This window comes from Streptomyces sp. NPDC001156 (assembly GCF_053598275.1).
The window spans coordinates 1-22774 of the sequence record NZ_JBSFJX010000128.1; the positions used below are offsets into that span (position 1 = coordinate 1).

Here is a 22774-nt window from a genome sequence, read left to right on the forward strand (position 1 = left end):
AAGGTCACCTACAAGGTCGAGGCGACGCGTGTCGAGCAGCGCACCGACTTCGACAAGCTGATCGTCGATGTCGAGACCAAGCAGGCCATGCGTCCGCGGGATGTCATGGCCTCCGCCGGCAAGACCCTGGTCGAGCTGTTCGGTCTCGCCCGCGAGCTGAACATCGACGCCGAGGGCATCGACATGGGCCCGTCCCCGACGGACGCCGCCCTGGCCGCCGACCTGGCGCTGCCGATCGAGGAGCTGGAGCTCACGGTCCGCTCCTACAACTGCCTCAAGCGTGAGGGCGTCCACTCGGTGGGTGAGCTCCTGGCGCGGTCCGAGGCCGACCTGCTGGACATCCGCAACTTCGGTGCGAAGTCGATCGACGAGGTCAAGGCGAAGCTGGCCGGCCTGGGCCTGGCCCTGAAGGACAGCCCGCCGGGATTCGACCCGACCGCCGCCGCCTTCGACGCGGACGACAACGCGAGCACGGGTTTCATGGAGACCGAGCAGTACTGAGAAGTGCAGATCCAGAGGTGAGCTGGCCCTTGGTGGGGCGTAGGGCCGGTCAGCCCAATTCCCCCAGACGTGCTGGCTTGAGCACCCGCCGGTCCCATGCGGCGGGTGCTCCCGTGGTCGTCCTCGCGTCGGCTCAGAACGGAGGCACCGGCTTTCAGCGGGCCGTCGCGGGGCGGACGGATCGGCATGGAGGTTTGTCCATGCGGAGCCTGCCGGTCACGGGCCTGGGCGAGCGTGCGATCGGTGCTCGGGTAACAACTGAGGGTCAGGGGCGGTTCAGACCCCACGTCTGCAGGGCGTAGGGTCGCCCCTTCTCCTCACCCTTGATCAGCGGCACGTCGAGCAAGTTGAAGCCCGCCTTGGTGGCCACGGCGACGCTGGCGGCGTTTTCGGCCTCCAGTTCCAGGATCACCCGCTCCGCGCCCAACTGCTCGAAGGCGTATGCCGCCATCACCCGCACTGCCCGCGCCGCCAGACCCTGGCCGCGGTGCGCCGGGCCGACCGCGTAGCCGAGCTCCGTGCCCTCGGGAGCACGCCGCAGCATCACCTCGCCGAGTGGTGCGCCGCCGTCGACGGTTATGGCGAGCAGGATGGTCGTGCCCTCCGCCCGCAACTGTCGGTCCCGGTCCAGCCGTGCGCGGGCGGCCGTTTCGTCGAAGGGGGAGACGATCGGTGTCCAGTACGCGATGTCGGGGTGGTCAAACAGCTCCGGCATAGCGACCAGGTCCGCCTCCGTCCAGTCGCGGAGGACGAGCCCCTCTCCGGAGAGCTCGATCCGCTCGGGAAAGGACGACGTGGTGGTGCTCATGCCGGGGGACCTCCCTGGTCTTTTCAGGACGAGGCAGGATAACCGGGGGGCGGGCAAAGGCACACCGGCATTTTCCGGGAACTCTCAAACCCCGGCGTGGTGGGGTCAGCCAGTACCGCCGACGGCTCCCGCGGGCCACTTGCGCTAGGACGAGCACGATCATCCGTTTGGGCCCCCGGCACGTGACCTGCGGCCGGTCGACCTGAGCCGAAAGCGCGCGAGGTATCCGTCAGCGCTCATGATTGGCTGCTATGCCCCTTGTATCCGGCACGGCTGTGGCACGCACCGACCGGGGTTGACGGGCACACCCCAGCACGTCCGTTCTGCTTCTGCGAATAGCTGCCGGGTTCCGTCGCCATCAGCGCTGCCGCCACCATGTCGACGTTCAACTGCCTGATGCGCACACGCATCGACGGGTCAGGCAGAACCCCTTCGCCCCCCGTAACCGGCTGCAAGGTCATTGCGTTTCAGGGCCCTGGTCGTGAAGGCTTCAGTTTCTCGCCGAAGCCGAACGGAGGAACGTGTGGGGAGTCACCGGTGACTGGTTGGGCGGCCGACGTGCTGCTGTGCGGAATTGTCCTGGCAGGTGCGTCGGTGCAGTGGCTCACCGGCATGGGGTTCGCACTCGTCGCGGTACCGGCGTTGATACTCATCCTCGGTCCCGGAACGGGGGTGGCGTTGGCCAACTGCGCGGCCGGCGCCATCAGCGTCGTCGGCATTGCCGAAGGCTGGCGGAACGTGCGCCTGGTGGCGATGGTGCCGTTGATCGCCGCGGCAGCGTGCACCGTACCGGTAGGGAGCTGGACGGCCGCACAGCTACCCGAGCCGACGCTGCTGATCGGCGTAGGGGCACTGGTGAGTACGGCGGTTGTGTTGGTGCTGCGTGGACTGCGCATTCCTGCGCTGCGTGGCACCTGGGGAGCCGTGGCGGCCGGGGCCGTGGGAGGGTTCATGAACTCGTCGGCCGCAGTGGGCGGTCCACCGTTGTCCTTGTACGCCGTGAACGCGGGCTGGACCGTGCGGGAGTTCGTCCCTAATGCACAGTTCTACGGGGTAGCGGTGAATGTGTTGTCTCTTGCGGCGAACGGCTTGCCGCGGCTCAACGCGTCGGTCTGGGAACTGGTCGTTGTCGCGATGACGGCAGGCGCCGCGATCGGAAAAGTGCTGGCGGGGCGAGTGCCGGATGGACACGCTCGTCGTCTCGTGCTTCTGCTCGCACTGGCCGGCGGGATTTCGGCTCTCACGAAGGGGCTGTGGAAGCTCCACGGACTTTAAGTACGATCCCGCAGGTATGCGGGCGCATCGGTGTCCACGCCGCAAGCCGGACTCGCCGTTCGCCGACCGCGGCTACCACCACGACGTCTACGGTAATCAGGTCCGAGCCTCAGGCGTCGTGCCGGCCGCCGCACGCCGCGGAACGCGTCACGACACCGGGCACGGCACCTACCTTTGGGTGGTTGAGAGAAGTCTTGCGTGGCTGCATGGCTTCCGGCGTCCGCGGATCCAATGGGAGCGACGAGCCGACATCCACGAGGAACCCCGCAAACTCGGCTGCTGCCTCATCACCCACCGACAGATCGAGGCATTCTGCTGCCCTCGGCAGGCGACCAGCGGACCACCATGCTCACTCCAGCGGCTCAGACAGCAGCACTAGTCAGCCGCCGCTAGGCGGTTGAGGACCTCCGTCGAGGTGAAGCTCCAACCGGCGAGACGCGGCCCGCTCCAGTTGATCCCAATCATGAGTCCCTCTTCGGCTGCCGCAGGCAGTTCGCGGCCACGCCAGGAGTCCAGAGACATGGATTCAACCCATAGCCCATGGCCCCAGACATTCGCTGCCCTTTTGGCACGGGCCGACGTCGACCAGAACGGGCGGCTCCGTCTGCCATCGGGCTCGCGGGGAGCCGGGCTGCCCTCGGCGTCCCGGACAAGCAAGACGACTCTGCTCTGGTGGACGTCATGGAAGAACGCTGCCGCTTGCGAACCACTCTGACTCATGACCACCACAGCCTAACGGTGGGTTGGCGTACCCAAGCCAACCTCAGGCGAAGGCACTGTCCGCGAACGAGAGTTCCCACCCCCTGACCCGGCGCCCGCCTTACCTCGTCGGCCGATAGCTGGGACAGAGGCTGACCCGAATGCCGGGCAGCGGTGGGATGGTGGTGCCCGGTGGTGCGTGTCGCAGGACGAGCCGGCGCAGTTCCGGCAGCTTCGCGGCCAAGGCGGTCAAGTCCTCGTCAGGTGACCAGTCCATGATCACCGAGCGGACGCCGTCCACCTCGTCGAACCGGATCCCTCGCGCGCCGGCCGCAAGGCTGAGGCGGCGCACGTGCAGTCCGGCCGGGAGACGCTCCGAGTCGCGCGGACGTGATTCGAGGCGGAAGCCAGCGTCGGTGAGTCGCTGCAGGTAGGGGGTGTCGAGGTTGTGCCAGGCGGGGTTGGCGCGGGTCTTTCCGTTGCCGATGCCAGTGTCTACGAGCACACGCAGGCCGTTCACCTCAAGGGCGAAGCTGTGGCCGGCCAGACGCAGGATGCCGTCGTCGGCGAAGTCCGGCTGAAGCCATGGCACCTGGTTCACGACGTCGGGGGTCGCGCCGGGCAGCAGCCAGGGGCCGGTCTGCGCAGGGAGTTCGGCTTCGTCGATCCGGTGCACGAGCACGCTCCTGGCGGAAGTCGCGGTGGAGCGGCTGCGTCCCGAGGCGCCCCCGCACGACTTCGGGACCCTGCGTGAGGACCCGGAGCACTGGGCCGTGGACTTCCTCGACGAAATGTCGTCCACGGCGGGCCGGTCCTACATCCGAGACGCCCTCGCCGGCGACCCGGACGACACCAACGCCGGACAGTGCTCCGCCTACGTGGTCGACCAGGTGGAGATCATCCTCGCCCGCGCCGCCGAGCGCGGAGAACACGTACCCGGCACCGACATCGTGAGGGACCACGTCGCGGCACCGATGATGTATCGCATTCTGTTCCGCCCGGGACTTCCGGACGCCCAGTACGCACGCGACCTGGTGACCACGGTCTTCTACCGGCTCATGCCGCTGCCGTGACGGCCGCACGGCAGCGGCTGCCGGGGGAGCGGGGCGTGCGCCCGGCGGTCTAGGAGGACATCGGGCAGGCTCGCTCCGTCACCGCTACGCGTGCGGCGGCGCCGGTTCAACCGCCGGCCCCGGTTGCCGAGTGATCGTTCAGGAAGGGGACGGCGCCCTACTGCCCAGGGCCGCCTGGTGCGGGATCGACGGGGTGGGCTGGGGGGTGTAGGTGTCCTGCATGGCCCGGTAGAGCCCGGCCGTGGCGGCGGCGTCGTCCGTGACCTCCACGCCCGTCTGCCGGGTGCCCCACTTGCCGTGGGTCATGGTGAGGATGGCGTAGATGCGGATCGGCAGCAGCAGGACCAGGTGCAGCACTCCGTATATCGGGGCCAGAGCGTAGATCCCCAGCCGGCCGACGAAGTCGACGCCCGGCCGAGGCACGTCGAGGTACCGCACGCTGCGCGCGTATCCCATGACGGCGGTGAAGACGAGGTAGCCGCCCAGGTGCCGCAGGATGTTGCCGGGGTCGGTGGCCGGCTTGACGGCGAGCGAGGTGATCGCGGCGCCGGTGAACACCAGCCAGGTCGCGACCTCCAGGAACGTGAGGTACCAGCCGGGGCGCAGGCGCGGCAGGTTGCGCAGCGCCCACTGGGACTCGCGGAAGAAGGACTTGTTCCACCGCACCTGCTGCCGCAGGAAGTGTCCGAGACGCTCGGGGACCGCGGTGTAGGCGACGGCGGTGGACTGGAAGAGCACCTGCCCGCGCATCAGGCAGTAGTTGGTCAGTCGGCGGTCGTCGCCGAAGACGGCCGGACGGCCCAGGAACCGCTGGGTGAGGAAGTCGTCCAGGTTGGCGTGGACGACATCCGCGCGGTAGACCACGAGCGAGCCGCAGCAGCACAGCACCGAGCCCAGCCGCGAGTACGCGGCGCGCTCGAAGAGGAAGGCGTTGCCGTAGCGCAGGTCTATCAGCCGGGTCAGCAGGTTCTTGCGCTGGTTGAGTGCGAGGACGAGACCGGTGACCGCCTTGATGCGGGGGTTGGTCAGCGGCTTGATCAGTTCCTCGACGGCCTGGGGGTCCAAGACGGTGTCGCTGTCCACGCACAGGTAGGCACCGGCGTCGGGACTGGCCCGGAAGCCCACCGCGAGGGCCTCGCGCTTGCCCTTGTTCTCCGGCTGGCGGTGGATCCGCAAGGTGATCCCGGCCCGTGCGAACTGGGGGGCCATCTCCTCGGCGGCCCGGACCGCGGACAGGTCGCCGCTCGCGTCGTCGACCACGTGCACCACGGAGACCGGGCGGCTCTGCGCCAGGATGCTGCGCAGGCCGCGCCGCAGGGTGTTCGGATCCTCGTTGTACGTGGGGATGATCGCGACGAGGTCGAGCCGGTCCGTGCCGGTGTCCTGTGTGCCGGCCCGGAAGGGCCGGTAGGTCAGGGACAGCAGCAGCTTGACCGAGAGCAGTCCGATGGCGGCCATTCCGTAGAGGTGGAGGGTGCCGCTGATGACGTAGGCCGCCGCCGAGCCGGTGAGGACGAAGGCGAGCAGTGAGGGGCGCGGCAGCCTGGAAATCCAGAGGGCTGGACCGCGGTCGGCCCGGTGCAGGCCGCGGGCATTCCGGAAGAAGAGCTTGGGCACGTGGGTACGTTGCTTTCGTCTCGGGCTGGGCGTGCTCGGCGGCAGTGCGTCGCACTGAATACGCCTGGCTTCCCCCCCACGCATTCCCGGACAGTTAAATACGCGACACGAAAGAACAGATAGGGCATAGCGGGGTGATATGTCGCACAGCGGTGAGATGGGACCCCTACCGAAAAAAGCGGATCATTCCGCATCAGGTGGGTTGTGCGCGCCACGACCGGCTGTCGCCCCCTGCGCGGCGTCAGCAGCAGCGAGCGTTCCCGCCCCTGTCCGTGCCATCGGCGTGTGCGGTCTTCGGCCGGGTCGGGGCGGCGGCCGCGGGGACGGGTGTGGGCGGGAGAGCGAGTTCGGCCCAGATGGTCTTCCCGTCGGTCCGCTGCCTGCTGCCCCAGCGCTCGGCGAGCTGCGCCACGATGAACAGGCCACGCCCGCCCTCGTCGAAGGTCCGGGCCCGCCGCAGGTGAGGGGCGGTAGTGGAGCCGTCGGACACCTCGCAGATCAGGGTGTCGTCGCGGATCAGGCGCAGCTGTATGGGGCCACCGCCGTAGCGGATGGCGTTGGTGACCAGTTCACTGACCACGAGTTCCATGGTGAACGCCGCCTCCGTCAACCCCCAGCCGGCCAGCTGGAGCGCGGCCAGATCGCGAGCGCGGGCGACCTCGGCGAGATCCTCCGACAGCTCCCAGGTGGCGGCACACGTGCTGTCGAGTGCCTGAGTGCGGGCGACGACGAGGGCGACATCGTCTCGGGGGCGATCGTCGACCAGCGTGTCCAGCACGTGGTCGCAGGCGTCCTCCAGAGAGCACATCGGCTCGGACAGGGCCTTCAGCAGACGTTCGAGCCCTTCGCCCAGGCCATGGTGGGGGGATTCGACGAGGCCGTCGGTGTACAGGGCGAGCAGGCTGTCCTCGGGCAGGCGCACCTCGGCCGTCTCGAAGGGGAGTCCGCCCACACCCAGCGGAGGTCCGTCCGGGACGTCGAGAAACTCGGCGCCTGCTCCCGGACGCACCACAGCCGGTGGCGGGTGACCGGCACGCGCGGCGGTGCAGGAGCGTGAGATCGGGTCGTAGACCATGTACAGGCATGTCGCGACGACCTCGCCGATATCCGCCGCTGCCACGCCCCCGCCCGCCAGTGCGCGAGCCTCCTCCGCCTGCCGCCGAATGACGACGTCGTCGAGGTGGGTGAGCAGCTCGTCGGGCGGCAGGTCGATGTCGGCAAGAGCACGGACCGCGGCGCGCAGCCGCCCCATCGTCGCCGAGGCGTGGACGCCGTGTCCGACCACGTCGCCCACGACCAGGGCGACGCGGGCCCCCGACAGCGGGATCACGTCGTACCAGTCACCGCCCACCCCGGCCCCGAGGTCCGCAGGCAGGTAGCGCGTGGCTGCCTGAACGGCCGGCTGCTGGGGGACCACCTGGGGCAGCAGGCTGCGCTGAAGGGCCACCGAGGTATTGCGCTCGCGGGTATAGCGGCGGGCGTTGTCCACGCACACCGCGGCACGTGCCGCGATCTCCTGCGCCAGGAGCACGTCGTCGGCGTCGAAGGCATCCCTGCGTTCGGAGCGGGTGAACAGCGCCATGCCGAGGGTCACTCCGCGGGCGCGCAACGGCACTGCCAGCGCGGAGTGGAGCGCCTGCGTGCCGGCGTCGCCCGGATCGGAAGGCCAGCAGCCGCGGTCGGCTGCATCGGTGACCTCCACGTGCACCGGCTCGCCTGTCGTCAGACTCAGGGCGGGCACGGATCCCTGGGGGTAGGTGACGGCCGGGCCCGGCGGTGCCGTTGCGGGGAGCCCGGTCGAGGCCGATCGCCCGGCGGTGTGGCGCAGGGTGATCGGGCCCCGGTGCTGCCCCCGGGCGGGCTCCTCGCCCTGCAGAACGGGATCGAAGAGATCCACGGCGGCGTGGTCCGCGAAGCGGTGGACGGCGACCTCGGTCAGCTCGTCGGCGGTGCGGGCGACATCCAGGGTGCTGCCGACGCGACGGCTGGCCTCACTGAGGAGTGCGAGCCGCTCGCGAGCGATCATCAGTCGCTTCAGGCGCCTCTCCCCTGCGATCCGGGCTCGGCAGACGGCCAGGCTGACGAGCAGCGCGGCGGCCAGCGCCGTGAGAACCGTGACCTGGCTCGCGCGGGACATGCCCCGCAGGAGGATGCCGTAGACGGCGGTGGCGGCGGCCAGGTTGGCAACGCCCACGATCAAGGTCTGCCGCAGCGGCAGCACGGCGGCGGCCACGACCGGGATCAGCGCCGAGTACTCGGCCATCCCCATGATCTCGAGGCTCATGGCAGCCAGAATCAGCCGCACACCCGCGAACAGCGCAACGCAAAGGAGTAGAAGGGCGAAGCCTCCACTCAGCCGGATACTGCTGCTGTGCGCGTCGGGATGCTGCGGTCCTGCAGCAGCGCGCGCGGATGAGGACGTCACGACCCGGTCAGGGTCCAGCGGGGTGCTGTGCATGACGTCCTCCTCAGGTCGCCTGTCGTGTACCGGGCGACCAGGAAACGGGCCGGGCAGTGACATCCGCGCGCGGGTACCGGGTGCTGGCAAAGCTCTGGTCTCTCTCTGAGGCGCAGCAATCGAACGTGGTCGTGAATTCCTATTTTCTCCTCTTGGGTCCAAAATGTCCGATGTTCTGGCGTGACGCTTCCACGAACGAGGGCATCAGGCGCCGTACGGCGGGGCCGAAGGGACCGGCCGCGAGCGGGGCAAGGCACGCGCCGCGTCATGGACCCGCATCTCGGCGTCCCCCGGATCCTGCCTGGTCGACGAGATCGCGGGGGAGGGGGATAGCCCCCGGTCGCCGCCGGCGACACCCCGGCCGGCGGAAACCCACAGGACGCGTCAGCCGTCGCCCACCACAGCCCCGACTCTCCTGGTCGTCACAGACGACGCCTTCTTCTCCGCCCGGCCTACGCTCAGTGATAGGGGGCGGCCGGCTGGGAAGGTAGATCAACTCGGAGGTCGCATGTCGGGCACGGTCCAGCACACGTTCGTCACGGCCAACGGCGTCAGGCTGCACGTCGCCGAGCAGGGGAAGGGCCCGCTGGTTGTGCTCCTGCACGGATTCCCGGAGAGCTGGTACTCATGGCGGCATCAGATCGGCCCGCTGGCTGCGGCCGGGTATCGGGTCGTCGCCCCTGACCAGCGCGGCTACGCCCGCAGTGAGCAGCCGGAGGCCGTCGAGGCGTACAGCCTGCTCCATCTCGCCGGTGACGTCATCGGCCTGGTCGAAGCGCTGGGCGAGACGAGTGTGGTCCTCGTCGGCCACGACTGGGGCGCCCCAGTCGCCTGGGTGACGGCCATGCTGCGCCCGGACGTTGTGCGCGCCGTGGCGGGCCTGAGCGTCCCGCCGGTACTGCCCGGGGGAATGACTCCGCCATCGGTCACACGCGAGAGGTTCGGCGAGGGCTTCTACCAGGTCGGTTTCCAGGACCCCGGGGTCGCGGACGCGGTGCTGGCCCGGGACCCGGAGACCACGTTCCGCCGGATGCTCTTCGGTGCCTCGGGGGACAGCCCGTCCGCCAGCCCGCCTGGTCCATGGATCGTCCCCGACGGTGGCTCGCTGCTGGATGTGATGCCGGAGCCGAAAAGCCTGCCTGGCTGGCTGTCCCAGGACGACATCGACGTTTTCGTTCGCGACTACGTCCGCTACGGCGACCGGGCCTTCACCGGGGGTCTCAACTGGTACCTGAACATCGAACGCAACTGGGAACTGCTCGCCGTCTTCCGCGGCCGCCGGATCGAGATGCCGGCGCTGTACATCGGGGGTGACCGCGACATGGTCGTCGGCCTGCGCGGCCCCGACGCCACCCTCAGCGCCGTGGAACAGGCGGCGCCGCAGCTGGTGCGTGGCGTGATCCTGCCCGGATGCGGCCACTGGACCCAGCAGGAACGCCCCGACGAGGTCAACCGGGAGATTTTGGGGTTCCTGGCGCAGCTGCCCACAACTCCGTGAGGCGCAGACCGGACAACGGGGTGTCCCAGCCGGTGCGCGAGCGGCGCAAGCCGTAGGACGGGATACCGCCCGCTGCACGACCTACCGGGACATGCTCGGATCAGCGCGGTGTGGGGCTGTACTCGCCGGGCGCATGCCGCGCTGTCGTACCTGGCCGCCTCGCACACCACCGTGCCCGACGAGTGCGAACTCCTTGCGGCGAGGATCGAGAGACTGCTGGACCCCACCCGCTCCTTCCATGTTCCTCACCTCGGTCGGCCAACGGCGGGGCGCACCTCGAGGTGCGCCCCGGCCGCGACGCGGCTCCGATGTCGTGGGTGCCCGGCGCGGAGGACACTGGGGGCATACCGAGCTCTGAGGCGACTGAAAGCTGACGAACATGGGTGCATCTCATGCCACCGAGCGCGGCGGCCACCACGAGGTGGTTCACTCAGAAGACCAGGCGGCCCACATCCTCATCGACCACAAGGGCGCAGTGGTCGGATGGAGCTCCGCAGCCCAACGGCTCCTGGGCCACCCTGCGAACGCGATACTGGGGCGCCCTGTGACGGACCTGCTGGTCGATGCCGGTCCCCCTCCACAGCCGGACGCAGCCGATGACACCCTCGCTGTCCGGCTACGACACGCGAACAGCGCCATCGTGTCCTGCCGACTGGGTATCCGACCCGAACGCGCAGGTGGCGCGGCAACGAGGTGGACGGTGACGCTCGCCCCCGCACACGAGGCGAGTGCGACAGCCGAACTCGACCACGCCCTCCTGGAAACACTCTTCACCGTCTCACCCGTAGGCCTGTACCTCCTCGACCCCCACCTGCGGATCATCCGCTTCAACCCCGCAGCCGAAGGCATGGAGAGCACCTCGGTCGAAGAAGCCGTCGGCAAGCGCCCCACCGAGGTATGGCCGGACTTCGCCGTGGAGTCGGTAGAGCGCGTAATGGAGCAGGTCCTCGTCACCAGACGGTCGGCGATCGGCGTCGAAAAGCGGATGCGCCCTCCGGGAGACCCCGAACATGAGCATGTCTATTCAGCCTCCGTCTTCCCCCTGGAGGACGAGCACGGCCGGCTCCTGGGCATCGCGGACGCAACCATCGACGTCACCGCCCGCCATCTGGCACAGGAGCGGCTGAATGTGCTGGCGCTGGCCGGCACGCGGATCGGAGCGACCCTCGACGTGCTCGACACCGCCCGCGGTCTGGCAGAGGTGTCCGTACCGGGGGTGGCCGACAGCATGGCGGTGGAAGTGCTGGAGCCGGTACTTGCCGGAGAGGATCTGGAACCGGGCCCCGTACAACCCGATATCGTGCTGCGCCGCGCGGCTTCCCGCACCCGGGACGACGAGGACCCCACAACGCCCGGCGATCCGGACGCCACCCTCCCCCCGGTGACCGCCGCCGAGGCCCTCGCCGACCTCGAGCCGCGCATCCTCGACCCGCTCGGCGCCGCCGGGCGCCGGACGCTGCCCGGTCTGCCGGCACGCCGGGAAGAGGCCCGCTCCCTGATGGTCGTCCCCCTGGTCGCCCAAGACCGCGCCCTCGGAGTCGCCACTTTCTGCCGCTGGGCAGATCGCAGACCGTTCGAACAGGACGACCTGACCCTGGCCGCGGAACTCGCCCAGCGCACCGCCGCATGCCTCGACAACACCCGCCGGTACCTGCGTGAACGCAACTCCCTGGCCGCACTGCAACACGCCCTGCGCTCCGACGGCCACCTGCCTGAGCACACGCTGGATGAGGGCCACGCGTACGTACAGGCAGGCTCCGGTGGTGATTGGGTCGATGCCGTGCCCCTCTCCGGAGCGCGCGTGGCCCTCGTGGCCGGCCGTGCCCCGGGCCACGGACTACAGACCGCCGCAGCCGCCGGACGGCTCCGCGCCGCGGTCCACACGCTGTCGGACATGGACCTGCAACCAGACGAACTACTCGCCCGACTCGACGACCTGGCGCGCCGGCTCAGCAAGGACGACGGTCACAGAACACAAAAGCCACGGCCGGTGCGGGACGCCGACGCAAACGAGGCCGGCGCCACTTGCCTCTACCTGATCTACGACCCCGTGTCGCTGCGCTGCTCCCTCTCCAGCGCCGGACACCCCTGGCCCGTGATCGTGCACCCGGATGGCACGACCGCCACCCTGGACCACCCCACCGGCGCCCCCCTGTGCTGCTCCGACGGACCTTTCGAGAAGATCGACATAGACCTCCCCGAAAACTCGCTGCTCGCCTTGTACACGCCCGGCCTCTTCCAAGAACAGTCGGAAGCCCAGAGCCGCCGGCGCATGGCCGAGCTTCTCACCGGTTACACAGGACCCGTCCGCCAGGCATGCAGCATGTTCACCCACGCACTCGTCCCGGCCCACCCTCGGGAGGACGCCGCCGTCCAGATCGCCCGCACCCACACACTCAGCGCCGCACAAGTCGTGTCATGGGACCTGCCCTGTGACCCATCCGTGGTCTCCACAGCCCGATCGCTCGTCACCCAGCAGCTCGCGGCATGGGACATGAGCGAGACGACGTTCGCCACCGAACTCATCGCCAGCGAACTGGTCACCAATGCCATCCGCTACGCCAAACCCCCCGTCAGACTGCGCCTCATCCGCAGCCATGTGCTGACGTGCGAGGTCTCCGACGGCAGCAGCACGTCCCCACGGCTACACCACGCCCGCATCACCGACGAAGGTGGCCGAGGACTGCTCCTGGCAGCCAGGCTCTCCGAACGCTGGGGAACCCGCTACACCGACGACGGCAAAACCGTCTGGGTCGAGCAGAGCATCCCTGAGCCCGTGTCGTGAGGATCGCGCCCCTCGATCCGCGGTACATGAAGGCCGCTGATGAGGAGGACGCGCCCGGGCCCGCTCGCCGTCGCCGTCGTTGACGACGGTGACGAGGCGACCACGACTCCTGGTATCACTGAGCGGCATGCTCGGAGCTCCCCGGATGGAGCCCGTACTCGGCCAGCCACCCGAGCAGTTCCTCGCGGGAGGTCTGGACAAGACGTCCTCCGGTGAAGCGAGCGTCGTCGGTGACCTCCGCCACGCACTCGGCAGGGGGCACGAATGACTGTGCCTCCGTGTCGCTGGTGAACTCGGCTTCCGCGAGCACCAGGCCCTGAAAGCGGCCGTCGAAGACGTCGACACCCAGGGGAGGGACGCTGAAGCGAGTCTTGGACAGCAGGGCGGCCGGCAGCGAAGCGAGCACGTCGTACTCGGCCGGTGACAGGTACGTGTTCGTGATCAAGCCCTGGACGGCGCCGGGCCGGGGGAGGGGGACCTTCTGAGTGAGCTTGAGTTCGCAGCGACCGTCCGCGAAGTCGGCTCGCCGCAGCCTCAACCGTGTACCCACCACGTACCGGTCCGTGATCACACGCTTGGCAGTCACCGCAGACGGTTTCGGGGGCCTGGCCAGCAGAAACCGCCTCTCCCGCTCCACCCGTGAGTACTTGCCCGGGCGAACCGACCGACCCACGACCCCGCCTGCCTTGTCCTCCATAGTGGAAAGCTTCTCAGCCGTCCCGACCTCCTCAGTGCCGAATGCAAGGTCAGGCACTGCCGACACGGGCCTTCGGTGGCGCGGGAGGGTGCTGGTGGTTGAAAGGGACGTGGTGGTGAGGGGAACAGTGTCCCCGGGCTTCACCTATTGGTCATGAGGACGATCGTTCGGCTGAAGCCTCATGGAGCCTTTCGCCGAGAGGCGACCGCCCTTCACGACCACACTTCGCTCATCAGCCCCGGCCGGTGCCCTCGCCGGCCGGGGCTGTTCACGTCACGGATGCGCGTGTCCGGGAGGTCGGCCGCCTTGCCCAGGCACAGACGAAGGCGACCACCGAGACCTCGATGAGATCGACTTCGCTTCCGTCGAGCGCATGGCCAAGCGCTTGGTCACGCTCTCTCGAGGAGGCGCACGATGTGCTGTGCCTGCTGGTGGTGGGTGCCCGGGACGGCTGGCCGCATGGTCCGGCTGGGGGAAAGACAGGGGGCCGCACCCGAATCTCGGGTGCGGCCCTGACGCGTTCCGTGTTTCTAGTCGTACCCGGTTGTTTTCAGGTCCGGATAAAGGTGGTGGTGGGTGTCGGGGGCGGGGGTTGTTGTCCGGCAACGGGAGGGGTTGGTCCGGGAGATCGCCGCGCGCGGTCTGCGGGGGGCTGGTGGTGTGGTGTGGCTGGGGGAAAGACAGGGGGCCGCACCCGAATCTCGGGTGCGGCCCTGACGCGTTCCGTGTTTCTAGTCGTACCCCGTCGTTTTCAGGTCCGGATAAAGACGTCTTCGTGATGCGCAGGATGCCCCCGCGAGCGAAGGCAGAGGTGGCCGCCACCGGGCGTCCGCTGCCGACCTCACCGGCGTGCTCTCCAAGGATCTGCAGCCCGCCCACGCCGTTGTCGCCGCGCTCAGTGCCGGCTGCGTGGGACGGCCGTACCGCATGGTGAAGACCCGCGACTTCCATCCCACGGCAGCCGAACCGGTCGGTCAGCCGTTGGTGAGGAGGGAGTGCAGGGCCGCCGCCCTCGATCCGGTGCACGGTGGTCGTGGGGACGACCGGCCGGCTGTTCCCTCGTTTCCCCCCGGCCAGTGCTGACCGCGCACCGCGGGGGCGGCACTGGGCCTCCGGCACGGCGGTGCCCCACAGAACTAGGCCGCTTTCGAGTCCCGGACGGTGTCTGCCGCGGAGGCTGCGGCGCGGACGAGCGCCGCGGTGGCGGTCGAGCGGGAGTGTTGTGGCCAGGCGATGGTCAGGACTGACGGTGGCGCGTCCGCAACCGGCCGGTAGACGACACCGGGGCGCGGATAGCGAGCGCTGACGGAGGCGGGCAGCAGGGGAGTGGGGCCACCGAGTGCGACGAGCGTGACCAGTTGGGCGAGGTCGCGGCCCTGGCTGCGGTGTTGATCGATGAACGAGGGCACATCGTCGGGGTGCAGGCCGAGGTCGGCGAGGGCCAGGCGGTCGCGGGCGGCGAGGGGGTGGGAGGCGGCGAGTGCGGCGACGCGCGGTTCGGCGATCAGCGTCTCCGAGTCGAGGCCGGTACGGTCGAACGGCTCATGGACCAGGGCTGCGTCGGCTTCGCCTTGGCGCAGCAGTCGCGGCTGTTCGTGCCAGCCGCACAGCCGGACGGTGACCGGTATGGCCGCGGGTTCGGAGGCGAAGCGTGCGAGGATCGGCTCCAACAAGCCTGCGTCTCCATCGGCCTTGACGGCCAGTATCAGCTGCGGCTCTCTCGCCGCGGCGCGTTGGGCCCGCCGCTCGGCGGCCTGCAGGGCGTCCAGGGCGATCCTCGCTTCCGCGAGGAGCACCTCTCCAGCCGGGGACAGCTCCACGCTGTGGGTGTTGCGCTTGAAGAGGGTGACGCCCATCTCCTTCTCCAACCGGCGGATCGCGCGGGACAAGGGCGGCGGGGAGATGCCCAACCGCTCGGCGGCACGGGTGAAGTTGAGTTCCTCGGCGACGGTGACGAAGTAGCGCAGCGGACGGGACTCCACGCCGGCCCCCTCTTTTCCGTTCGGTATTGCTCTCAGGGTAACAAGCGTGAGCGGATCGATCCTTCAGTTGGGGGGAGCGCTGCAGCAGGCTCGACGACATCCAGCCACGCCCTTCTCTTGGAGTCGTTGATGATCGTCGTCACCACCCCCACCGGTCAGATCGGTCGGCAGGTACTCGACCACCTTTTGGACCCGCCGGACGGCACGGCGGGGATCCGCGTGATCGCCCGCGACCCCGCTCGGCTCTCCGCCCGAGTGCGTGAACGCGTCGAGGTCGTAAGGGGATCACACGCCGATCCGGCGGTCCTGGAGGCGGCGTGCGAGGGTGCCGAGCGCCTGTTCTGGCTGGTGCCCCCGACACCCCGGGCCGACAGTGTCGAGCGCCACTTCCAAGACTTCACCGAGCCACTGTGCGAGGTGATCCGGCGCCAGGGTGTCGAGCGTGTTGTCAGCGTCTCGACCCTGGGCCGCGCGGTGGCGAAGCACGCCGGGCAGATCTCCGCGTCACTCGCCATGGACGAGGCGATCACGGCCACGGGTGTGCGCTACCGCGCGTTGTGCCCGCCGTTCCTGATGGAGAATCTGTTGGGTCAGGCCGCATCGATCCGTGACGCCGGGGTGTTCTTCCTGGCGATGACGGAGGACCGTGTACTGCGCACATGCGCGACCCGCGACATCGCCGCCACGGCGGCCCGGCTGCTGCTTGACGTCTCCTGGACCGGGCAGCACGACGTCCCGCTGGTCGGCCCCGACGCACTGTCGCCGGGAGGCATGGCACGGGTCGTCACCGAGGTGCTGGACCGTCCCGTGAGCGCCCAGCTGATCAGCAGCGCGGACTACAAGGCGTCGGCTCTGCGTCTCGGCGCGAGCGAGGCGTGGGCCCAAGGACTGGTCGACATGGTGGACGCCCTGAACGACCAGGACTTCTACGGCGCCACTGAGCCGAGCACCCCCGAATGTGCGCCCACCGGTTTCCGCGAGTGGTGCGAGGAGGTGCTCAAGCCCGCTGTCCTGGGCTAGAGCCGGCACCGGCAGGGGGCTGCTCTCCCCCGAACCGGCCACCGCCACCACATCCGTCATCCGGGCCCCATCTCCTCATTCGTGCCCCGAGCGGCAAAGTAATGACGGACGTGGCGAGTCGTACATGCCGTGTTCGACGGCGGCGATTACTCACAAGGGCATGCCCGGATGTGATTTCATCCGTAGAGACCTTCTGCGCTGGTCGGCGGTGGCCGCGACGGCGCCCGTCGCAGCGACCGCGTTCCACGGCGTCGCCTCGGCCGCGACCCGCGGGGACGACATCTCTCCCGCCAACCTCGAGCTGGTCACGCTCACCGAGGACCGCGCTGTCATCACCTGGTACACCGGCTACACGGGTAGCGACGACGGACTGGGCCGCATGGCGCCGGCGCCCTCCGACGGAGAGGTGCGCTGGGGAACCCACCCCGACCGCCTCAACCGCATCGCGACCGGCGTGTCCTCCCACACGCCGTACCACTACGTCGAGTTGACCGGCCTGGAGCCTGGCCGGACCTACTACTACCAGGCCACCTCACACGGCAAGCCGGTCCCTCCGACGGCCTTCACCCTGATCAAGGGCAACGCTGTCGGAACCTCGGACTACGGCCTCGACGGCACCGGCCCTTACAGCTTCACCACGCCCGAACCCCCGCCCGGGCGCTACCTGTTCTCCATCGCGCTCTGCAACGACCTCCACATGGGCGAGACCCAGGCCGGACTTGTCGGCGGCCAGCCCCAGTACATAGGCATCCAGCAGGAGCCGGGCCTGCCGCCGTACCCGGAGGTCATGCTGGAGTCCCTGGTGCGGGACGTGACGGCGCTAGGCGCCGACTATCTGCTCGCCGCCGGCGACATCTCCGCCGAGGCCGTGCCCGTCGACCTCAGCAAGGCCCACCAGTTGCTGGGCAGGTTCGGCGCGTACCGGGACGACTACTTCGTCACCCGCGGCAACCACGACCGGGCGCACCTCGGCGATCCGTACGCGTACTGCCGCGCCGGGCAGTGGCAGGGCAACGACTGCTTCGCGGACCGGTTCTTCCCCGCGCAGGCCGAGCGCACCTATTTCACCCGCACCCTGAACGAGCTGCGGGTCATCGGGATCGACACCTACGACAAGCCGGGCAACGGAGGTGACGCCGGAGCCCTTTCTCCCGACCAGATGGCATGGTTCCGCGACCAGCTGCACCGCGACCAGGACCGTCCGACGATCGTCTTCGGCCACCACCCGCTCGTCGTCCAGGACTCGGCGTTCCCCATCACTCCCAGCAACTCGCTGGACGCCACGCAGACGGCCACGATCCTGCAGGACTACTCCCGGATGCCGGGCCTTTTCCTGCATCACGCGGGCCACACCCACCGCAACAAGCGCACGATCAGCCCGCTGGCCCCGAACGTGACCCACCAGGAGATCGCCGCCGCCAAGGAGTACCCCGGCGGGTTCTCCCTGCTGCGCCTGTACACGGGCGGCTACGCCCTCAACTTCTACAAGAGCCGCAGCGAGCTGGCCCGCCGATGGAGCGAGCGCAGCCGCATGGAGATCCTGGGCTACTGGCCGCAGTTCGCCCTCGGTGCGAGCGTCGCCGACCGCAACACCGTGGTACGCCACGACCTCTCCGGCCTGCGTCCCCACCGCCGCGACCACCACGCCTCGCACGGGCACGGCAACGAGCAGCACATATCCGCCTGACGCCACGGCGCGGGCCGGCTGCAGCCGGCCCACGCCGTGATGTTTGTGCAGCGCTCAGCAGCGCGGAACAGGTTTGCTGTACGTCGTCTTGCTTGGCGTCGCCACGTAGTAGTCCGAGACATAGTGGCCGTTGTCCAGACGGTCCCAGACCTTGGTGGTGCCGACCGTGGAACCGGCGCGCTGGCAGGTGACCCAGGCAAGCGCTCCGTTCGGCGAGGTGCCGACGGCCGTGTATGCGGAGCCCGGGCCGCTGCGTTCGGTCAGGCCGGACGAGACGGTTACCTGGTATGGGTGGGTGCAGCGGGGCAGGGGCGAGCTGTAGCCGGTCTTGGAGGGTGTGCTGACGTAGTAGTCCGAGACGTAGCCACCGTTGGAGAGCTTGTCCCATACGGACGTGGTGCCGACCTTGGAGCCGGCTGTCTGGCACACCACCTTGAGGGCGGAGCCGGGCGCGTATGTCGATACGACCGGGTAGGTCGTCGAGGGGCCGGTGCGGGCGTTGAGCGGCGTGGTGCTGGTGACCTTGTAGGAATACGCGACCGTGGCGACGGGAGCGTCCAGGCGGTCGGTGTCGACGTTGAGAGTGACACCGCCGTACGTCTCGTCGTGGCCGCCGCGGAGCTGTTTGGCGCGCTGGTGGACAGCCCACTTGGAATCCGCGATGCCGGCCCAGCCCTTGAGGGAGTCGACGCCGTCGTAGCGGGCAATCCACAGGGCGTCCGGCCGTGCGTACGTGGTGGAGGTGTACGCATCAGCGAGCTGTTTGGCGCCCAGGTTGAGATTCATGTAGACGCCGGAGACGTAGCCGAGGCGGTGCACTTCCTTGGTCCACGCCGAGACGTAGCTCAGTACGGCAGTGCGGCACACGGTGTCCGTCTGGTTGTAGTTCTCGATGTCGTTGTACAGGGCGCTGCCGGGCAGCAGGCCGAGCGCCTTGGCCGCCGTGATCGCCTCCCCGGCTGCGGCGGTGCCCTGCGAACGGGCGGTGGCGGCGTTCGTGCTGATCTTGGCGTCGGTCGGTCGGGCACCGCACGGAGGCTGCAGCCCCTTGTGGATGGGCAGCAGACGCCATTTCAGCTGTGATACCGAGGCCACCCACGAAGCGGTCAACTGCGGCTGAGCACAGGTGCGGTTGACGCCTGAGACGTAGATGCCGAGCGCGCGGTACGAAGAGCTGTTCCAGGCCTGCACGGACGCGAGCGGCGGAGCGGTACAGGTGTCGAAGGCGAGTCCCGAGTAACGGGTCGCGGTGGCGGCCGCCGGATAGGTGACGGGTGTGGCCGGTTCGGCGGCAGCGACCGGGGCGAACGCCAGGGCGGCGGTCCCGCCCAGGACGCAGACGGAGGAGACGGCGAGGAATCTTCGCAGGACGGAATACGGGTACGGCATGACGACCACCCGGAGAGATCAATGGAGTTGCCGACACAGTGGGCAAGGCTCCCCGCCCACTGTCAGGGGCCGAGCGGCCCGTCCCGCGCCAAGTTCACAGCCGTGCCGGTACGTGGACGAGCACCGGGCGCGTGAACTTCTCAGCATACAATACCAGTTCAAGCACTTTCTCGGCACAATCCGCACCGTATCGCGTCCACTTCGTAAAGAAGTAGTCGACACTCAGAAGTTCGCGGCGTCGTCAACAGTGGAACGATTTGGTGTCAGACGGCGTCGTCCTTCCCCGGGGCACGGTGGCTGTGCCCCGAGGAGGGGACACTGGATGCATACGAGCGGCTTCGCCAAGTGGACAAGGCAGTTCGAGGACGAGCGCGAGCGCAGGCGCGTCCAAGGCGACCCGGACTGGGGGCAAAGCGCGACGCTGCATCCGGCGGTGTGGGCCAGCATTCAGCGCTTCCAGGTCGGCGAGGACGGTGACGGCGCCAACCTCGTCGGCAAAGCGGATGAGGCCGGGGACGGCGATTACGCGCAGGCGGTTCGCCTCTTCGTGGCCGAGGAACAGAACCACGCCCGTCTGCTCGCTCGGCTGCTGACTGCAGGTGGCATGCCGACGTTGACCGGCCACTGGAGCGACACGGTCTTCGTACGGCTGCGGCGTCTCATGGGCCTGCGCATGGAACTGCTCGTGCTGATGATCGCGGAAGTGGTGGCGCTGCGCTACTACCGGGTCCTACGCGACGGGACCGACGACTTGCTCACTTCGGATGTAGCGGGGCGGATCCTGTCCGACGAGCAGCGCCATGTCCCTTTCCATTGCGAGCGGCTGCATGCCTCCCTGGCGGAGCTGCCCCGCGCAATGCGCCGCCCGGTGATGGCCCTGTGGCGGCTTCTTCTTCTCGCGGCCTCCCTCGTCGTTGCCGTAGACCACGGTCCGGCGCTGCGACGACTCGCCATCCGACGCCTGCGATTCGTGGCAGATGTCATGGCCTCGTCCGGCGCGGTCGTCTCCGCGGTGCTGGCGCCCCGACCGGATGCATGGACGAGCGCGGGCTGACAGCAGTCGCGGGCTTCGTGTCGGTCGTCGACCTCATTGAGGACAGGGACGACACGATTCACGATGTGGGGCACCTGTTCATCCGACGGCTCAATGAGCGCACTGGTGTCGCGCTTGAGCGTTGCAAGCACAGCTTCGCTAACACTGAAGAAGGTCTCGGAGCACGAGTCCGCCATGGACGCGCGCTCGGGGTCCAAGAAAAGGGTTGGGCGGGCTGATGATCGAGCTGGTAGCTTGCAGTCGACCGTGACTTCGCCAGAGGAGGTGAGACCCATGAACGCTGTAGCGAGGTGGGTGCTCCCTCTTTCCGTCACGGTGTGCGACTGATCCAGGTGTCGTCGGGAGCGCCTCTCCAACAAGGCACTCCTGAAAGGCGAACACCTATGAACACTGTGATGATCACGCGGGTCGCGGAGGCGCAGTGGGAGGCCGTGGCCAACGATCGGATCGTCGGCCACGGAGATGTCTCGCACCGGCCCGACGGGCGGCTCTTCGTCAGCATCGACGTGTGGCAGGACGCGATCTTCGACCAGCTCGCCGCCGCGATGCTGGCGGACCTCCCTGAGCCGCTCTACACCTTGGTCGGCGAGGCCGACCACGACCTGAAGTCGAGCTGGGAGCGGCTCGGCTTCACTGTCGGACGCCGTGAGTGGGAGTACGTCCTGCCCACCGACTCGTGCGAAACCGGGCTCGGCACACTGCAACTCCCGGCGGGTGTGACGATCCTGGCCGCCGGCGAGGCGGACAAGAGCCTGCTGCGCGCGTTGGACCGTGCCATTCGCGAGGAAGTCGAAGCCACCGTCGGCTGGCGCACCATGCCGGCCGAGGTGCTGGCCGGCCCTGCCGGGTCCACGCTGGTGGACCCGTCGAAGTACGCGGTGGCGGTCCGGAACGCTGACTACGTCGGTCTGGTCCGGGTTGTGCCGGTGCGCCGCGGGCCCGGATCGGGCTGATCGCGATACGGGCCGATCAGCGCCGACACGGCATCGGGCGGGCGCTGCTGGCCCACGCGTTGGGCGGGCTGCACCGGGACGGGATCGACTCCGCCTGGGCCGAGGTGGACGAATCCAACGCCGCGGCGATAGCGCTGGTCGAGGGCGTCGGCGCCCGGCGATCGAGCAGCTACCTGGAACTGGTGCGCCGCTGATGGCTGCTCACGCACCGAAACGACCCGACCGACCCCGCCCAACTCACCGATCCCAGAAGCGAGAGACATTGGCAAGAACAGCAAAGGGACTGGAAGTCGAGGGCACCGTCCTCGAATGCCTGCGCAACGCCATCTTCAAGGTGGAGCTGCAGAACGGGCACCACGTGCTCGCGCACATCAGCGGGAAGATCCGGAAGAATTACATCAAGATCCTCCCGTTCGACCGCGTGCTCGTGGAGCTGAGCCCGTATGACCTGACCCGCGGCCGGATCCTCTACCGGTACCGGACCTGAGTAGCGGGAAGCGCACGCCCGGCAGACGCCGGGCGTGCGCTTCGGCCGCCGTTGCCGCTATGGCGCGTATCGAGTCGTGCTCGATCCCGACGCGCCCGCAGCGGTGCGAATGAGAGCAACAGCTATGTATGGGAGCGAGGCATGGGCACGTGGGGGACTGGGCCGTTCGACAGTGACCTGGCAGGGGACTTCGTCGACGGGCTGAGTGCTCGCTCATCCCACCAGACTGCCGATGTGCTGCAGCAGGCTCTCAAACGGGTAGTGGACTCCGGTCCGCGGGTGGATGGCGGCGACGGAGCGGAAGCTGTCGCGGCCGCTGCCCTGATCGCCGCGCAGGTCCCGGGTGGCGGTTACGTGATCGAGTCCGAGGATGGGCCAGAGATCCCTCTGCCGCAGTTGCCGGTCTCTCTCCGCGTACTGGCGGCACAGGCACTTCGCCGTGTACTGGAAGATGGGTCCGCATTGACCCAGGGCTGGGTGAACAGCAGCGACGCCATCGAATGGCGCCAAGGGGTTGGGAGCTGTTCGGTTTCGGATGTGCAGGAGTGTGTGTGAGTGTGCACGAGCATGTACTGGTTCGCGGTGTTGCAGCGCGCACGGCGCATGGCGTCAACGCTAAATGTCAGTGCCGGCCGGTACCGTTCTTCCTGTTGCTGATCACGTGTTGGGGAGGGGGTGCATCGATGCGTGGTGAGTCGCTGCGTACGATCGCTGCCCCCTTCGTGGCCGTCGGCCCGTCCGGCGTGGCGATCCGCACCCGCCTCAAGGCCCTCACGCCGGACGACGAGCAG

Annotated in this window: 17 protein-coding genes and 2 pseudogenes; 11 read left to right on the forward strand and 8 right to left on the reverse strand. The window is 68.7% G+C overall.

The window, feature by feature from the left end; genetic code table 11:
- A partial coding sequence (locus ACWDA7_RS36430; protein ID WP_450610163.1) for a DNA-directed RNA polymerase subunit alpha C-terminal domain-containing protein occupies positions 1-501 on the forward strand: 501 nt, incomplete at its 5' end.
- 265 nt (positions 502-766) lie between these two features.
- Here the strand turns inward: ACWDA7_RS36430 and ACWDA7_RS36435 are convergent.
- Complete coding sequence (locus ACWDA7_RS36435; RefSeq protein ID WP_450610165.1) at positions 767-1309, reverse strand: GNAT family N-acetyltransferase; 543 nt, start codon at positions 1307-1309, stop codon at positions 767-769.
- A gap of 612 nt (positions 1310-1921) precedes the next feature.
- On the opposite strand from ACWDA7_RS36435, the gene ACWDA7_RS36440 reads away from it, so the two are divergent.
- Positions 1922-2584 carry a TSUP family transporter gene (locus ACWDA7_RS36440; protein WP_450610190.1) on the forward strand — a complete coding sequence of 221 codons (663 nt, stop codon included), beginning with the start codon at positions 1922-1924 and terminating at the stop codon, positions 2582-2584.
- Between the two features lie 375 nt (positions 2585-2959).
- Here the strand turns inward: ACWDA7_RS36440 and ACWDA7_RS36445 are convergent, their stop codons facing one another.
- A complete protein-coding gene (locus ACWDA7_RS36445; RefSeq protein ID WP_450610192.1) occupies positions 2960-3304 on the reverse strand; it encodes a DUF2750 domain-containing protein in 345 nt (114 codons plus the stop codon).
- 370 nt (positions 3305-3674) lie between these two features.
- A pseudogene (locus ACWDA7_RS36450) lies at positions 3675-3965 on the reverse strand (MBL fold metallo-hydrolase); the annotation flags it as partial.
- A 19-nt stretch (positions 3966-3984) separates the two neighbouring features.
- On the opposite strand from ACWDA7_RS36450, the gene ACWDA7_RS36455 reads away from it, so the two are divergent.
- Positions 3985-4356 carry a TetR-like C-terminal domain-containing protein gene (locus ACWDA7_RS36455; protein ID WP_450610167.1) on the forward strand — a complete coding sequence of 124 codons (372 nt, stop codon included), beginning with the start codon at positions 3985-3987 and terminating at the stop codon, positions 4354-4356.
- Between the two features lie 138 nt (positions 4357-4494).
- Here the strand turns inward: ACWDA7_RS36455 and ACWDA7_RS36460 are convergent, their stop codons facing one another.
- Positions 4495-5973 (reverse strand): glycosyltransferase, encoded by a 1479-nt coding sequence (locus ACWDA7_RS36460; protein ID WP_450610169.1) that lies wholly within the window; start codon positions 5971-5973, stop codon positions 4495-4497.
- A gap of 241 nt (positions 5974-6214) precedes the next feature.
- Positions 6215-8257, reverse strand: coding sequence for an ATP-binding SpoIIE family protein phosphatase (locus ACWDA7_RS36465; RefSeq protein ID WP_450610171.1), 2043 nt, complete (start codon positions 8255-8257; stop codon positions 6215-6217).
- 682 nt (positions 8258-8939) lie between these two features.
- Here ACWDA7_RS36465 and ACWDA7_RS36470 point away from each other — a divergent pair.
- Positions 8940-9929 (forward strand): alpha/beta fold hydrolase, encoded by a 990-nt coding sequence (locus ACWDA7_RS36470; RefSeq protein ID WP_450610172.1) that lies wholly within the window; start codon positions 8940-8942, stop codon positions 9927-9929.
- Positions 9930-10308: 379 nt separating this feature from the next.
- A complete protein-coding gene (locus ACWDA7_RS36475) occupies positions 10309-12714 on the forward strand; it encodes a SpoIIE family protein phosphatase (RefSeq protein WP_450610174.1) in 2406 nt (801 codons plus the stop codon).
- Positions 12715-12829: 115 nt separating this feature from the next.
- On the opposite strand, the gene ACWDA7_RS36480 is transcribed toward ACWDA7_RS36475, so the two are convergent.
- Both ACWDA7_RS36480 and ACWDA7_RS36485 read right to left on the reverse strand, forming a co-directional pair.
- On the reverse strand, positions 12830-13300 hold the full coding sequence (locus ACWDA7_RS36480) for a hypothetical protein (protein ID WP_450610176.1): 471 nt from the start codon (positions 13298-13300) through the stop codon (positions 12830-12832).
- A gap of 1247 nt (positions 13301-14547) precedes the next feature.
- Complete coding sequence (locus tag ACWDA7_RS36485) at positions 14548-15393, reverse strand: LysR family transcriptional regulator (protein ID WP_450610178.1); 846 nt, start codon at positions 15391-15393, stop codon at positions 14548-14550.
- A 129-nt stretch (positions 15394-15522) separates the two neighbouring features.
- Here ACWDA7_RS36485 and ACWDA7_RS36490 point away from each other — a divergent pair, with 129 nt between their 5' ends.
- Positions 15523-16413 (forward strand): NAD(P)H-binding protein, encoded by an 891-nt coding sequence (locus ACWDA7_RS36490; protein ID WP_450610180.1) that lies wholly within the window; start codon positions 15523-15525, stop codon positions 16411-16413.
- 160 nt (positions 16414-16573) lie between these two features.
- On the forward strand, positions 16574-18100 hold the full coding sequence (locus ACWDA7_RS36495) for a metallophosphoesterase (protein ID WP_450610182.1): 1527 nt from the start codon (positions 16574-16576) through the stop codon (positions 18098-18100).
- Between the two features lie 54 nt (positions 18101-18154).
- On the opposite strand, the gene ACWDA7_RS36500 is transcribed toward ACWDA7_RS36495, so the two are convergent.
- Positions 18155-19489: a glycoside hydrolase domain-containing protein gene (locus ACWDA7_RS36500; protein WP_450610184.1), complete on the reverse strand. Its 1335-nt coding sequence runs from the start codon at positions 19487-19489 to the stop codon at positions 18155-18157.
- A 322-nt stretch (positions 19490-19811) separates the two neighbouring features.
- On the opposite strand from ACWDA7_RS36500, the gene ACWDA7_RS36505 reads away from it, so the two are divergent.
- The 4 genes and pseudogenes from ACWDA7_RS36505 (at position 19812) to ACWDA7_RS36520 (ending at position 22538) form a co-directional block, all read left to right on the forward strand.
- The gene (locus ACWDA7_RS36505) at positions 19812-20543 is read left to right on the forward strand and encodes a ferritin-like domain-containing protein (protein ID WP_450610186.1); all 732 of its coding nucleotides are present in this window, start codon (positions 19812-19814) and stop codon (positions 20541-20543) included.
- A gap of 383 nt (positions 20544-20926) precedes the next feature.
- Positions 20927-21690: pseudogene (locus ACWDA7_RS36510) on the forward strand (GNAT family N-acetyltransferase).
- 68 nt (positions 21691-21758) lie between these two features.
- The gene (gene infA, locus ACWDA7_RS36515) at positions 21759-21983 is read left to right on the forward strand and encodes a translation initiation factor IF-1 (RefSeq protein ID WP_433128816.1); all 225 of its coding nucleotides are present in this window, start codon (positions 21759-21761) and stop codon (positions 21981-21983) included.
- Positions 21984-22124: 141 nt separating this feature from the next.
- A complete protein-coding gene (locus ACWDA7_RS36520; protein WP_450610188.1) occupies positions 22125-22538 on the forward strand; it encodes a DUF4259 domain-containing protein in 414 nt (137 codons plus the stop codon).
- The last annotated feature ends 236 nt before the right edge of the window (positions 22539-22774 follow it).